This window comes from Sulfitobacter sp. SH24, assembly GCF_965641895.1.
GTDB lineage: Bacteria > Pseudomonadota > Alphaproteobacteria > Rhodobacterales > Rhodobacteraceae > Sulfitobacter > Sulfitobacter dubius.
This window is the reverse complement of sequence record NZ_OZ282575.1, coordinates 3,014,708-3,027,364: the sequence shown is the minus strand read 5'-3', so window position 1 is coordinate 3,027,364 and position 12,657 is coordinate 3,014,708. Positions and strand designations below refer to the sequence as shown.

The 12,657-nt window shown below is 60.8% G+C and carries 14 protein-coding genes; 5 read left to right on the top strand and 9 right to left on the bottom strand.

Features of this window, described 5'->3' with window-relative positions; genetic code table 11:
• Positions 1-276 precede the first annotated feature (276 nt).
• From ACSQ16_RS17485 to ACSQ16_RS17470, 4 genes are all read left to right on the top strand, one after another.
• Positions 277-1,449, top strand: a complete 1,173-nt coding sequence (locus ACSQ16_RS17485; RefSeq protein ID WP_243262146.1) for a thiolase family protein — start codon at positions 277-279, stop codon at positions 1,447-1,449.
• A 71-nt stretch (positions 1,450-1,520) separates the two neighbouring features.
• Entirely contained in the window at positions 1,521-1,979 is a 459-nt protein-coding gene (locus tag ACSQ16_RS17480; protein WP_093927876.1) for a GAF domain-containing protein, read from the top strand.
• A 48-nt stretch (positions 1,980-2,027) separates the two neighbouring features.
• Positions 2,028-2,675 (top strand): RluA family pseudouridine synthase, encoded by a 648-nt coding sequence (locus ACSQ16_RS17475; RefSeq protein ID WP_243262147.1) that lies wholly within the window; start codon positions 2,028-2,030, stop codon positions 2,673-2,675.
• 183 nt (positions 2,676-2,858) lie between these two features.
• A complete protein-coding gene (locus ACSQ16_RS17470) occupies positions 2,859-3,512 on the top strand; it encodes a peroxiredoxin (RefSeq protein WP_243262148.1) in 654 nt (217 codons plus the stop codon).
• Positions 3,513-3,519: 7 nt separating this feature from the next.
• On the opposite strand, the gene ACSQ16_RS17465 is transcribed toward ACSQ16_RS17470, so the two are convergent.
• From ACSQ16_RS17465 to rbfA, 9 genes are all read right to left on the bottom strand, one after another.
• Positions 3,520-4,272, bottom strand: coding sequence for a glycosyltransferase family 25 protein (locus ACSQ16_RS17465; protein ID WP_243262150.1), 753 nt, complete (start codon positions 4,270-4,272; stop codon positions 3,520-3,522).
• 49 nt (positions 4,273-4,321) lie between these two features.
• Positions 4,322-5,026 (bottom strand): glycosyltransferase, encoded by a 705-nt coding sequence (locus ACSQ16_RS17460; RefSeq protein WP_243262151.1) that lies wholly within the window; start codon positions 5,024-5,026, stop codon positions 4,322-4,324.
• A gap of 61 nt (positions 5,027-5,087) precedes the next feature.
• Entirely contained in the window at positions 5,088-7,229 is a 2,142-nt protein-coding gene (gene pnp, locus ACSQ16_RS17455) for a polyribonucleotide nucleotidyltransferase (RefSeq protein WP_243262153.1), read from the bottom strand.
• 282 nt (positions 7,230-7,511) lie between these two features.
• On the bottom strand, positions 7,512-7,781 hold the full coding sequence (rpsO, locus tag ACSQ16_RS17450; protein WP_067624299.1) for a 30S ribosomal protein S15: 270 nt from the start codon (positions 7,779-7,781) through the stop codon (positions 7,512-7,514).
• A 167-nt stretch (positions 7,782-7,948) separates the two neighbouring features.
• A complete protein-coding gene (locus ACSQ16_RS17445) occupies positions 7,949-8,911 on the bottom strand; it encodes a calcium-binding protein (protein WP_317405639.1) in 963 nt (320 codons plus the stop codon).
• Positions 8,912-8,998: 87 nt separating this feature from the next.
• Positions 8,999-9,514, bottom strand: a complete 516-nt coding sequence (locus ACSQ16_RS17440; RefSeq protein ID WP_243262157.1) for a DUF1643 domain-containing protein — start codon at positions 9,512-9,514, stop codon at positions 8,999-9,001.
• Positions 9,515-10,441: a tRNA pseudouridine(55) synthase TruB gene (gene truB / locus ACSQ16_RS17435; protein WP_435988574.1), complete on the bottom strand. Its 927-nt coding sequence runs from the start codon at positions 10,439-10,441 to the stop codon at positions 9,515-9,517. It lies immediately after the preceding gene.
• Positions 10,442-10,519: 78 nt separating this feature from the next.
• Entirely contained in the window at positions 10,520-11,266 is a 747-nt protein-coding gene (locus tag ACSQ16_RS17430; RefSeq protein WP_243262159.1) for a phosphodiester glycosidase family protein, read from the bottom strand.
• Positions 11,263-11,694 (bottom strand): 30S ribosome-binding factor RbfA, encoded by a 432-nt coding sequence (rbfA, locus tag ACSQ16_RS17425; protein ID WP_243262160.1) that lies wholly within the window; start codon positions 11,692-11,694, stop codon positions 11,263-11,265. Before rbfA ends, ACSQ16_RS17430 begins: the two co-directional genes overlap by 4 nt.
• Before the next feature lie 98 nt (positions 11,695-11,792).
• Here rbfA and dapB point away from each other — a divergent pair, with 98 nt between their 5' ends.
• Positions 11,793-12,614 carry a 4-hydroxy-tetrahydrodipicolinate reductase gene (gene dapB / locus ACSQ16_RS17420; RefSeq protein WP_243262161.1) on the top strand — a complete coding sequence of 274 codons (822 nt, stop codon included), beginning with the start codon at positions 11,793-11,795 and terminating at the stop codon, positions 12,612-12,614.
• Positions 12,615-12,657: the final 43 nt, after the last annotated feature.

Here is a 12,657-nt window from a genome sequence, read left to right as displayed (position 1 = left end):
GGTTCATGCCGCTCAACCAAGGCGCAATTGTGATCCCAGCGAGGCTGTTTTGGGGAATATGCGTACCGCCCTGCCTCAAAGGAGGGGGGTAATAACGGGGCAATCAGGCCAGCTAACAGCCGCGTTGATCTGCTTGTGGAGCACGCTGACCGTGCAAAAGCGGTCTTCTTTTCTTGCGGAAACTTCCATAGACATGGCTCAAGACTGTAAAGTTCCAGACGTGATTAACCGCAAAACCTCACCTCATGTTATGCGGCCCAACTTAAGGAGAACGTGATGCGCAATGTCGTGATAACCGGTGCAGCCAGAACCCCAATGGGCGGCTTTCAGGGCGCTTTCGAAGGGCTTACGGCCGCGGAGTTGGGCGGCAGCGCGATCAAAGCGGCCTTGGGGGCGATGGACCCAAGTGCTGTGCAGGAAGTGCTGATGGGCTGCGTATTGCCTGCAGGTCAGGGCCAAGCGCCCGCGCGTCAGGCGGGCTTCAAGGCAGGTCTGGGCGAAGAAGTGCCCGCCGCCACGCTCAACAAGATGTGCGGTTCGGGCATGAAAGCGGCGATGATGGCCTTTGACCAAATCGCGCTTGGCCATACCGATGTGATGGTCGCGGGCGGCATGGAAAGCATGACCAACGCGCCCTATGTGCTGCCGAAAATGCGTGGCGGCGCGCGGCTGGGCCATGGGCAGGTGATCGACCATATGTTCCTTGATGGCTTGGAAGACGCCTATGACAAGGGCCGCCTGATGGGCACCTTTGCCGAGGATTGCGCCGAACGGTTCCAGTTCACCCGTGAGACCCAAGACGACTATGCACTCGCGTCGCTGTCGCGTGCGATTGAGGCGCAGGAAGGCGGTGCTTTCGCCGATGAAATCGCCCCGGTGGAGGTGACATCGCGCAAGGGCAGCACCACGGTTAGCGCGGACGAACAGCCCGCCAGCGCCCGGCCCGAGAAGATCCCGCAGCTAAAGCCGGCTTTCCGCGAGGGCGGTACGGTGACGGCGGCAAACTCATCTTCGATCTCAGACGGGGCGGCGGCTTTGGTTCTGGCGGATGAGGACAGCGCCAAAGCCAAGGATCTGAATATCCGCGCACGGATCGTCGGCCATGCCAGCCACGCCCAAGCGCCGGGGCTTTTCACCACCGCACCCGTGCCCGCAGCGCAAAAACTGCTGGAGCGGATCGGCTGGAAGAAAGAAGACGTGGATCTGTGGGAGGTCAATGAAGCCTTCGCCGTAGTGCCGCTGGCCTTCATGCATGAAATGGACCTGTCGCATGACATCGTGAACGTTAACGGCGGCGCCTGTGCGCTTGGCCACCCCATCGGTGCCTCGGGGGCGCGGATCATGGTGACACTCTTGAACGCACTGGAAAAGCGCGGGTTGAAGCGCGGTATCGCGGCGATCTGCATTGGTGGCGGCGAAGGCACCGCCATCGCGATTGAGCGTCCCTGATCCACGTTTCTTTAACCATTCGAAGGGAGGCGGCCCGCCTCCCTTTTCCCGTCTGCAATAAGAGTTTCACCATGACAGTCGACTACCAAACCCTTGCCAAAACCATCGCCGCCCTGACCGACGGCGAAGATGACGCCGTGGCCTTGATGGCCACGATTGCCTGCGAGGTGCATCAGTCCGATGACCGCTTTAATTGGACGGGCTTCTACCGCGTGACCGCGCCTGAATTGCTGAAAATCGGGCCCTATCAAGGCGGGCACGGCTGTCTGGTGATTCCGTTCTCGCGTGGGGTCTGCGGGGCTGCTGCACGCACGGGCGAGGTGCAGTTGGTGGCGGATGTCGATGCGTTCCCCGGGCATATCGCCTGCGCATCCTCGACACGGTCGGAACTGGTGCTGCCGGTTTGGAACGGGGCAGGCGAATTGCTGGGGGTCTTTGATATCGACAGCGACCAACCCAATGCGTTCACCCAAGCGGATGCCGATGCGCTGTCGGCGATTCTCAAAGACAGTTTCGCCGCTGTCGCCTAAAGGCCGCGCCTTGCTTGATCAGCGGGGCGTCATCTGCGAGGGGGAGCCATGGATAGCGAATATAACCCGCCACAGGACCCGCTGGTCATTCTGCATGAAGACGCCGAAGTGCTGCTGGTCGATAAACCCTCTGGTTTGCTGAGCGTGCCCGGCAAAGGCGAGCATCTGGCCGATTGCCTGATCGCGCGGGTGCAGGCGGTCTTTCCCGAGGCACTGCTGGTGCATAGGTTGGATCGGGACACCTCGGGCGTGATGATCTTTGCGATGACGCCCCATGCGCAGCGCCATCTTGGGCTGCAGTTTGAAAAACGCATGACGCGGAAAACCTATGTTGCAAGGGTCTGGGGTGTGCCGGAAGGGAAGTCCGGCACGGTCGATCTGCCGTTGATCGTTGATTGGCCCAATCGGCCCTTGCAAAAGGTCTGCCATGAAACGGGCAAACCCGCACAAACAGATTGGAAGATGCTCAAGACTAATGGAGAAACCTCCCGCGTTCGGCTGTTCCCCAAGACCGGACGCAGCCACCAGCTTCGCGTGCATATGCTGGCGCTTGGGCATCCGATCTTGGGCGACCCTTTCTATGCTACCGGGCCTGCGCGGGATTTTCCGCGCTTGATGCTGCATAGTGAGGAATTGCGGTTTAACCATCCGCAGGGCGGGACATCGACCAAGGTACGGGCGAAGGCGCCGTTCTGAAGGGCGCTCCGTGCCCAGCCTTGCGATGTGAGGTGGGGGCGGGATCGGTATTTAAGAAAGGATGAAGGGGAAGGGGCCGTGGCGCTGCGGTGAAGTTTTGCTTTGTGGCAATCGGGGGGTGAAAATGGCGGGGTTTGCGATTACCTCTAGCCTATCTGTTCACAGATTGACCCGGAGGATATCATGGGCTTGCGTATCAACGACACTATTCCCGACCTTACCGTCGAAACCGATCAGGGCAGTTTTTCGCTGCATGAGTTCGTCGGTGACAGCTGGGCGATCCTGTTCTCGCATCCGAAGGATTTCACCCCCGTTTGCACGACCGAATTCGGCGCCGTGGCGCGGCTCTCCGATGAGTGGGAAAAGCGCGGCACCAAGGTGATCGGCGTCAGCGTTGACGGGGTTGAAGAGCATAGAAAGTGGAAGGGCGATATTGAGAAGGTTGCGGGCACCAAGGCCGGTTTCCCGATTATCGCTGACGCTGGGCTGGAGGTGTCGAAGGCCTTTGATATGCTGCCCGCCGAAGCCTATATGCCTGATGGCCGCACGCCCAATGACAGTGCCACGGTGCGCTCGGTCTTTATCATTTCGCCGGATAAGCAGTTGAAGCTGAGCATGACCTATCCAATGAATGTCGGCCGTAACTTTGCCGAGGTGCTGCGGGCGCTGGATGGGTTGCAGACTGCTGGCAAGAATGGCGTGGCAACGCCAGCGGATTGGCAGGTGGGCGAGGATGTAATCATTCCCGCGACCGTGTCAGACGAGGACGCCAAGGCGAAGTTCGGGGCTTTCGATACTGTGTTGCCCTATCTGCGTAAGGCCAAGCTGCCGGGCTGATGCGCTGTCAGCGATGGCCGAGCTTATGTGCGAAGGCCATCGCTTTTTCATGCAGCAAGCGGCGCTGTTTGCGCAGGCCATAGAGCGGCGACCGGCGGAACTGACCCCGGTTGCCGCCTGAGCGGGCGGAAATGTCACTGTCGAACCGGCCAGCGGTGACGAGGCTTTGGGCGGTTGCCAACCCCATGTCGGAACGTGTGAGGACTTGTCTTAACATATTGTCCGCGGGGCAGAAAATAGGCTCGGAGGCGGCAAGGAAGGCATTGGCTCCGGCGCGGTTCCAGATCAGCGCATGGGCGAGCATGGGGAAATAGTGGGCGCGGAGCACTTCAATGCCTGCGACCTCTGCCATGGGACTGGTGATTTTCAAGCGCGTTGCGCCTAAGTTGACGCAGTGCCAATCGTCGCGGGCGCGGAGCCATTCTATCAGTTGTGGCACGGCGGTTTTGAACTCAGGCTGCAGGGCGATATCATCTTCGAAAACGAAGCCGATCTCATCGCTGCTTTCTAGAAAGGCTGTGGCGGCGCGTTGGTGGGAGACGTAGCATCCGACCTCACCTTGGGTCATCGACCGGCCCATGAACCGTCGGGCTTTGCTATCGTTATAGGGCGCGAACTGCGCAAGGTCGATTTCACGCCCGTCGAATGCGTCTACGCGGATCGGGTCAATTTGGGCGCCGTCCAACTCGGCCTTCGCGCTGTCCAGCCGTTTGGGGGAGGCGGCGAGATTGATAACGAATCCCTTTGGGCGCTGCGGCATGGATTTGACCTCATTCCTATCGGCCCCGGGGGTGACAGGTTCTTACGGGTTAAGCTTTGGGGGTAGGTCGACCGCGCAGCCAGTTTTTGAACCGTTTGAAGGCGGAGGGCGGTTTGTGAGCGACGCTGACAAACCCGATATGCTGGCAGGCGCCGGGTTTCAAAAAGGCGGTAAATTTTCCCTGTTTGCGCAGGTGACGCGAGATATGGCTTTCACGTTTGAAACCGCTGAAGCCGCCAACCTCTTTCCAGAGGGAGAGGGGGGCAAGATGCGGGTTGAACGTATAGCCATACCATTTAGGGCTAAGGGCATCCATGCGCGCGTAGGAGACGCCTGCACAGTCCTCATTGACGATCTGGGCGCGGGCCGCGTCTTCGATGAAGAAGTTATCGGTGTCGCGGAAACAGACCGAGGAAACATCGGGATGGGCCTCTAGCAGGCGCAGGGCGTCATCTAAGAAATCGTGGCGGGTGAATTCCCAGTCGTCCTCCATGTGAAAGACGTAAGGCGTGCGCACCTTGGCATACATGGCGTCAACGGCGGGGTGGTGTCCGACCTGTTTGCCCAGATCAACGCGCTGGCCGTGGGGGCAGAGACGGTCGAAGACCGCGCTTGTTTGGGCATCGCCAAAGTCGTTAATGCCAATGATGGGGAGCTTACGCAGGTCTGGGCCGAGGCTTTCGAGCGTTTGTTGCAGGACATCGGGACGCAGCCCCATGGTAATGCAAATCGTGACCAGATGCTCTGCGCTCATGTCTTGTACTGCCCTGCGGGAAAAGCTGCGGACCCCGGGGAGGGTCCGCAGCAGGATTTAATCAACCTTCTGCCGGTTCTTTCTTCTCGGCAGTGATCTCTTCGCCAGTCTCCTGATCGACAACTTTCATCGACAGGCGCACCTTGCCGCGATCGTCAAAGCCCAAGAGCTTCACTTTCACTTCCTGACCTTCCTTCAGAACGTCCGAAGGGTGGTTCAGGCGGCGGTTTTCGATCTGGGACACGTGGACCAGACCGTCGCGCTTGCCAAAGAAGTTCACGAAAGCGCCGAAATCGACGATCTTGACCACGGTGCCGGTGTAGACGGCGCCTTCTTCGGGCTCTGCCACGATCGAATAGATCATGTCATAGGCCTTTTTGATGGCGTCGCCATTGGCGCTTGCGATCTTGATGATGCCTTCGTCGTTGATGTCGACCTTGGCGCCGGAGACTTCGACGATCTCGCGGATGACCTTACCGCCGGACCCGATCACTTCACGGATCTTGTCGGTGGGGATCTGCATGGTCTCGATGCGCGGGGCGTGGACGGAGAAGTCCGCGGCACCCGAGAGCGCCTTGTTCATCTCGCCAAGGATGTGGATACGGCCTTCTTTGGCCTGAGCCAGGGCTTTTTCCATGATCTCGGGCGTGATGCCTGCAACCTTGATGTCCATCTGCAGGGATGTGATGCCCGCTTCGGTACCGGCCACTTTGAAGTCCATGTCTCCGAGGTGGTCTTCGTCACCGAGGATGTCCGACAGGATCGCGTAGGAGCCGTCATCTTCGAGGATCAGACCCATCGCCACACCGGCCACAGCCGATTTCAGCGGCACGCCTGCGTCCATCATCGAGAGCGAACCACCGCAGACGGATGCCATGGAGGACGAACCGTTGGATTCGGTGATCTCGGACACGAGACGGATGGTGTAGGGGAAGTCTGTCGCTGCGGGCAGAACCGCCTGCAGAGCACGCCAAGCGAGCTTACCGTGGCCAACTTCACGACGGCCGGGAGGGCCCACGCGACCAACTTCACCAACCGAGTAGGGGGGGAAGTTATAGTGCAGCAGGAAGTTCGATTTGAAGTTGCCGTGCAGCGCGTCGATGAACTGCTCATCGTCGCCGGTGCCGAGCGTGGTCACGACCAAGCCTTGGGTTTCACCACGGGTGAAGAGCGCCGAGCCGTGTGTCCGCGGCAGGATGCCGGTTTCAGCCACGATGTCACGGATTTCGTCGGTGCGACGACCGTCGATACGCTTGCCGGTTTTCACCACGTCGCCGCGCAGGATGCTGGCCTCAAGGCCCTTCATCGCGGAGCCGAGGTTCTTGTCCTCAAGCTGCTCTTCGGTGAGCTTGCCCTTAATCGTCTCGCGGGCGGCGGCAACAGCGGCGGTGCGCTCTTGCTTGTCGGCGATGGCGAATGCAGCGCGCATTTCGTCTTCGCCAGCGGCTTTCACAGCGGCGGACAGGTCCGAGTAATCGTCGGGCTGGAAGTCGAACGGCTCTTTCGCCGCGTCTTCGGCCAGATCGATGATCAGGTCGATGACCGGCTGGATCTGGTCGTGGGCGAACTTAACGGCGCCCAGCATTTCCTCTTCCGACAGCTCATAGGCTTCGGATTCGACCATCATCACGGCGTCTTTGGTGCCGGCGACAACCAGATCGAGGCGCTGCTCGGGGTTCAGGCGCAGGTCCTGCATGTCGTCGATTGTTGGGTTCAGGATGTAGTCGCCATCCTCATAGCCCACGCGGCAGCCCGCGATCGGACCCATGAAGGGCGCGCCGGAGATGGTCAACGCGGCGGAAGCGGCGATCATCGCGACCATATCGGGGTCGTTCACCAGATCGTGGCTCAGCACGGTACACATCACCAGAACTTCGTTTTTGAAGCCGGGGACAAAAAGCGGGCGGATCGGACGGTCGATCAGACGCGCGGTCAGGGTTTCTTTCTCGGTGGGGCGGGCCTCACGCTTGAAGAAGCCACCCGGTACTTTACCGGCGGCATAGTATTTCTCTTGGTAGTGCACGGTCAGGGGGAAGAAGTCCTGGCCCGGCTTTTGCTGACGTGCGTACGTCACGTTGGCCATAACGCTGGTTTCCCCCAGCGTGGCAATCACCGACCCGTCCGCCTGACGGGCAACCTTACCGGTTTCCAGTGTCAGCGTCTCTTCGCCCCACTGGATCGATTTTTTCGTTACATTAAACATCTACGTTTCCTTTTTGGCCCATTGGCCATTGCATAGGGGCCGTATTGCCCCTGACTCCGGTATCTTCTTTTTCAGGCGCAGGAGTCCGCGCGCCGGATTTCAGATTGCGCGGACATACAGGTTTTCAAGGCAAATGGGAAGCGTTCTGTCGTAGCGGGGCTATGAGCGGCGGCTTCTCTCCGTTGCGCTCTGCGCTGACCTGCGCGCAACAAAAAACCTCCCGGCGTGGGCCGGGAGGTTTGGGTCGTCCTGTCACCGGGAAACCCGGCGGGCTGTCCGCAATTAGCGGCGCAGGCCGAGGCGCTTGATCAGGTCCTGATAACGGGACTCATCTTTGGCCTTAACGTAATCCAGCAGCTTGCGGCGCGTCGCGACCATTTTCAAAAGACCACGGCGGCCGTGGTTGTCTTTTTTGTGGGTCTTGAAGTGCTCGGTCAGCGTGACGATGCGCGAGGTCAGAATGGCAACCTGTACTTCGGGCGAACCTGTGTCGCCTTCTTTGGTGCCGAAATCTTTCATGACTTTTGCTTTTTCTTCAGCAGTAATCGACATCGGGGTCTCCTTTCGAAAAGAGTTTAAATGGATGGCGCAGGCCGGGATGTCGTCCAGCTCAGGCCCATGGAGATATCACCCGCTGACGGAATCAGCAGGCGATGGGGGCGTATAGGAGGAATTTGCGCCTTTGGCAAAGGCTGATTTATGCCAGCTTGTCAGATGCGTTATGCCGCAAAGCCAAGGTTAAAGGCCGCGCTGAGCGGGATCAGGGCAATATCATCAAGCGCAACACTGTCCCCGAGAACCCGTGCAACAATAATATTATCAAGCATAACCAGCGATTGGCCCGGCAGATCGGGGTCGGGCAGGATCGCGAGCGGCGGTTCCGCCCCGGCTGCGGCGCTGTCATCCCAGACAAAAAGCAGCGAATCATCCTGTGCGTGGTAGTCCGTAATCTGCGCGGCACCGCCGCTGCCGATCCATTCGCCCATTACGATCCGATCCGTGCCCTCGCCGGATGTCACCACGTCCCCGGCCCCCGCTACGATCAGGTCATCCCCGCCGCCACCGTTCAGGTAATCGCGGCTTTGCAGGTCATCCGCCCCGGTAAGCGTGTCGTCGCCCCAGCCGCCAAAGAGCGTATCTTCGCCCGCGCCACCGCGCAGCGCATCATCGCCAAGCCCGCCTTGGAGCGCGTCACTCCCAGCTTCGCCATGCAGCACGTCATCACCCGCAGAGCCTTGCAGCGCGTCATCGCCCGCACCGCCATAGAGGAAGTCATCGTCATTATGGCCAAAGAGGCTGTCGTTCCCTGCGCCGCCGAAAAGGTCATCATCTCCGTCATTGCCGTGCAGGCTGTCGTCGCCATCATCGCCGTACAGCGTGTCGTTGCCATCATGGCCGTGCAGATCATCATCGCCGGCGGCGCCATGGATCAGATCATTCCCGCCGTGGCCACCAAGTTGGTCGTCGCCCGTGCCTCCCTGCACCGTCTCTCCGCCATCGCTGCCCGACAGGATGTCTCCGACGGTGTTGGGGCCGCGCGGAGTGTCACCTTCTGGAACATCATCATCGGGCGGCGTTTCGATTTCAACGAAAGTGACAGCGCTGACCGCCATCAGACCCATCACACCAGCCAGCCACAACATGCGCAGTTCCACCCGTTCATTGCTTGATGCCCCACACATCATCCCGCCCTTAGAAGGGCACGCTGTGGCTGTAAAATCAAAGGAATAGCGGGAAAGTGGTTAACGAATGCCTGCCAGCGCGGGGCGCTAGGGTTGCCACAAAACCGGCTCTTGTGTGTAGGGCAGGTAGAGGGGGTGGCGCGGATGCCCGGCCTTGGAGAGTCCAAGGTGGTAGAGCGGTTTGGCCCCCGCCGCCAACTGTGCGGCGACGCTAAGGCCCCGGTCCAGATGGGCACCATGCACGCCCCAAGCGGCGATGATCTGGTCGGCCCAGTCGGCCCCTTCGACCAGCGTGGCGTCGTTGTCGGGGCCAATCGGATCGGGGGCGGCACGCATGTCGCGCGGATCGGTGGCGCGAAAGGCAAAGATATTGGTCACCCGGAAACCGCCAAAGCCCAGCACCCGCGCCCGACGCTCGCAACGCTCGACGGTGGGGTCGTTCTGCACCTCCGTCGCGGTGGAGGGGTTCAGCATGACAAACATCACCCGCGGCGCAGCGCTGTCCCAGACTCGTGTGAGGCTGTAGCGGTATTGCTCGCAAGCAGAGTAGACCGCCGTTGAGGGCGCATCGCCCTTCGTATGGCTGCGGGTGATGAGGGGCATTCAGCCCTCGTTCGTGTCCGTAGAGAGGTTAAACACCCGGCTGGGGTGCAATTCGCCCACTTTGAAGCGGCCCACGGCCACGGGCTGGCCATCCAGCGAAGCCCAGCATTCGTCGCCATATTCCACGTCATGGGCGATGACCATGCCGGGGTTGCCATTGCGCAGACGGGTGGCACCTTCGGGCGTGGCTTTGACCTCGGGCAGGTCGACCAGCCCCTCGGCCAGCGGCAGCAGATGCGTGTCGAGTTCTGGCGTTCGTGCGATCTCGTCGATCTGTGCCAGCGTCAGCGCGTTCGCGGCCTCAAACGGGCCGGACCACGTGCGGCGCAGCTCGCGGACGTTGCCGAGGCAACCAAGCTTCTGCCCCAAGTCGCGCGCGATGGAGCGGACATAGCCGCCCTTGCCGCAGACCATCTCAAGTGTGACGTGATCGGCGTCGGGCCGGTCGAGCAGCAGCAGGCTTTCCACCCAAAGCGGGCGGGCGGCGATGTCCATCTCTTCGCCATCGCGGGCGCGTTTATAGGCGCGCTGGCCGTCGATCTTCACGGCAGAGAACTGCGGCGGTACCTGTTGGATATCGCCGATAAAATTGCTTAGCGCATCCTTGATGGCCGCATCGTCGGGGCGCAGATCGGAGGTGCCGATGACTTCGCCTTCGGCGTCGTCGGTGTTGGTGGCAATCCCCAGACGCACGGTGAACTCATAGGCTTTGAGCGCGTCGGTGATATAGGGCACGGTCTTGGTCGCTTCGCCCAAGGCGATGGCCAGAACCCCGGTGGCTTCGGGATCAAGCGTGCCCGCGTGGCCCGCCTTCTTGGCTTCAAGCGCCCAGCGAACCTTGTTGACCACGGCGGTCGATGTCGGCCCGGCGGGTTTGTCCACCACCAGCCAACCGGAAATGTCGCGACCTTTGCGTTTGCGTGCCATGTCTTGCCCCTTCGCCTTTGTGGTGCTGCCCTCTAACGGAGCCGCGCGCCGCTGCCCAGCCCTAGCGCCGGGGAAAAGTCACTTTGCAGGCGTGACGATGCCGATGATCGGCCCTAGCGTGGTGAAGCCCGCCCCGGTGCGGCGCAGTCCCGGTGCGCGCAGACGTGAGATATTGCCGTCGAAATACAGCGCGTTAGGCAGGTCCAGCTCATCGCGGTAGAGCCGGGCAAACTCATGAAAGGTTACCACGTCATTGGAAATCGCGAAAACCGCGCGTTTTCCGTCTGCCGTGGTGCCAACGCCGTTGCGGATATAGCGCGAGGTGCTGTTGGGTAAGAATCGCGGATGCAGCGCCCCGTCGATCACCAGCATTGGCCCCGATTGCGTGGCAAAGCGGCAGTCAGGTTTGCTCTTGAGGTAACGCTTGGTCTCAATCACATCGGCGCGGCCATCGCGCAGGCAGAAGACGCCGTTGGGCAGCAGGCCAAAGTTGCCAGGCCCCGCGCTGTCGATCACGCCGCGCGCCTCGACGCCTTCTTCGACGTAATGCCCGACCGGAGAACGATCCTCGTGGTACATGCCCGCGTTCATCGCAAAGCCCAGCCGCAAGCCCTGCGCCTTCAAGGCCTCATCAAGCGATCCGAAGAACCCATAGGGCGCGCCTGTGTCATCGTTAAGAAAGAGCCGCAGATCGTCACGCTCCAGATCAACTTCGCAAATAGTATAGGAACTGCCGTCAAACGTGATGTTGCGACATTCGGCGGCGTCCGAAGGCGTGCCTTTCAGCGCGATCAGCGCCAATGCGATCAGACCGGCGCGGATCACTGATCCGGCGCGCAGTCTGCAGCGTCATCATCCGGCGCATCCGCATCGCGGCGCACCACGTCTTGGTTCAACATCCGGCGCGTGTCGTCCATCCGGTCGAATGTGCGATCCAATTGGAACCGCAGATCGGGGGAAAACTTGAGCGTGAGTTTCTTAGCCACCTGTCGGCGCAATTCGTTCTTATTGCGCGCCAGCAGCTTGAGCACCTCATCCTGACCTTCACCACCCAGTGGTAGCACATAGGCCGTGGCGATCTTGAGATCGGGCGAGATGCGCACCTCTCCCACGGTGATCGACAGACGGTTGAGGTCGGTGTCATGCACGTCCCCGCGTGCGAGTACATCAGACAAGGCGCGGCGGACGGTTTCGCCCACGCGGAGTTGTCGTTGCGACGGGCCTGCGCCCTCATGAAACTTGTTCTTTGCCATGAACCCCATCTAAGGCTTCGGTTGCACTTTGCCAAGCGCTCGCCGACGGGCTAAACCAGCCGAGCCATTCATGCCCCCGAACTGCAGGAGACACCCCCATGACACAGACCCCCGGCATTGCCGTTACCGGCGCCTCTGGCCGCATGGGCCAGATGTTGATCCGTGAGATCACCGCTAGCGACAAAATGCATCTGGCCGCGGCGGTGGAGCGTCCCGGTCATGACTGGGTGGGGTGCGATGTGGGCGAAGCGATGGGGGGCACTGCGTCTGGTGTGACCGTAACTGACGACGCAGCCGAGGCGTTTGCCAAGGTGCAAGCCGTGATCGACTTCACCGCGCCGCAAGCTACGATTGCCTTTGCTGCCGAGGCCGCGAAGGCCGGGATCGTGCATGTCATCGGCACCACCGGGATGACCGATGAGGAGATCGCGCAGCTTGCCCCAGCAGCCGAGCAGGGGGCCATCATCGTCCGCGCGGGCAACATGAGCCTTGGGGTGAACCTGCTGACACAGTTGACCCGTCAGGTCGCCGCCGCGCTGGATGTTGACTACGACATTGAGATCATCGAGGCGCATCACAATCAAAAGGTCGACGCACCGTCAGGCACCGCTTTGATGTTGGGCGAAGCTGCCGCCGAGGGGCGGGGCGTGAAACTCGCGGATGTCTCCGACAGGGGCCGCGATGGCATCACTGGCTCGCGCCAGCAGGGCGATATCGGTTTCACCGCGATCCGGGGCGGTGACATCGTGGGGGAACATGATGTGATGTTCGCCGCCGCTGGCGAGCGGATCATCCTGCGCCACATCGCCTCTGACCGGGCTCTTTTTGCGCGAGGCGCGCTGAAGGCAGCGCTCTGGGGGCAGGGACAGGCGCCGGGCGAATATGACATGCTGGATGTGCTGGGCCTGAAAACCTCATAATAGCGCAGATTATCTGAAACTTTACCCGCGTGAGCTACGTGAA

Excerpts from the sequence above, each read along its gene's own strand:
- ACSQ16_RS17440 (WP_243262157.1), bottom strand. The coding sequence starts at position 9,514 with ATGCCCCTCATCACCCGCAGCCATACGAAGGGCGATGCGCCCTCAACG.
- ACSQ16_RS17445 (WP_317405639.1), bottom strand. The coding sequence starts at position 8,911 with ATGTGTGGGGCATCAAGCAATGAACGGGTGGAACTGCGCATGTTGTGG.
- ACSQ16_RS17470 (WP_243262148.1), top strand. The coding sequence starts at position 2,859 with ATGGGCTTGCGTATCAACGACACTATTCCCGACCTTACCGTCGAAACC.
- ACSQ16_RS17465 (WP_243262150.1), bottom strand. The coding sequence starts at position 4,272 with ATGCCGCAGCGCCCAAAGGGATTCGTTATCAATCTCGCCGCCTCCCCC.
- ACSQ16_RS17480 (WP_093927876.1), top strand. The coding sequence starts at position 1,521 with ATGACAGTCGACTACCAAACCCTTGCCAAAACCATCGCCGCCCTGACC.
- ACSQ16_RS17485 (WP_243262146.1), top strand. The coding sequence starts at position 277 with ATGCGCAATGTCGTGATAACCGGTGCAGCCAGAACCCCAATGGGCGGC.
- ACSQ16_RS17475 (WP_243262147.1), top strand. The coding sequence starts at position 2,028 with ATGGATAGCGAATATAACCCGCCACAGGACCCGCTGGTCATTCTGCAT.
- truB (WP_435988574.1), bottom strand. The coding sequence starts at position 10,441 with ATGGCACGCAAACGCAAAGGTCGCGACATTTCCGGTTGGCTGGTGGTG.
- rpsO (WP_067624299.1), bottom strand. The coding sequence starts at position 7,781 with ATGTCGATTACTGCTGAAGAAAAAGCAAAAGTCATGAAAGATTTCGGC.
- pnp (WP_243262153.1), bottom strand. The coding sequence starts at position 7,229 with ATGTTTAATGTAACGAAAAAATCGATCCAGTGGGGCGAAGAGACGCTG.
- rbfA (WP_243262160.1), bottom strand. The coding sequence starts at position 11,694 with ATGGCAAAGAACAAGTTTCATGAGGGCGCAGGCCCGTCGCAACGACAA.
- dapB (WP_243262161.1), top strand. The coding sequence starts at position 11,793 with ATGACACAGACCCCCGGCATTGCCGTTACCGGCGCCTCTGGCCGCATG.
- ACSQ16_RS17460 (WP_243262151.1), bottom strand. The coding sequence starts at position 5,026 with ATGAGCGCAGAGCATCTGGTCACGATTTGCATTACCATGGGGCTGCGT.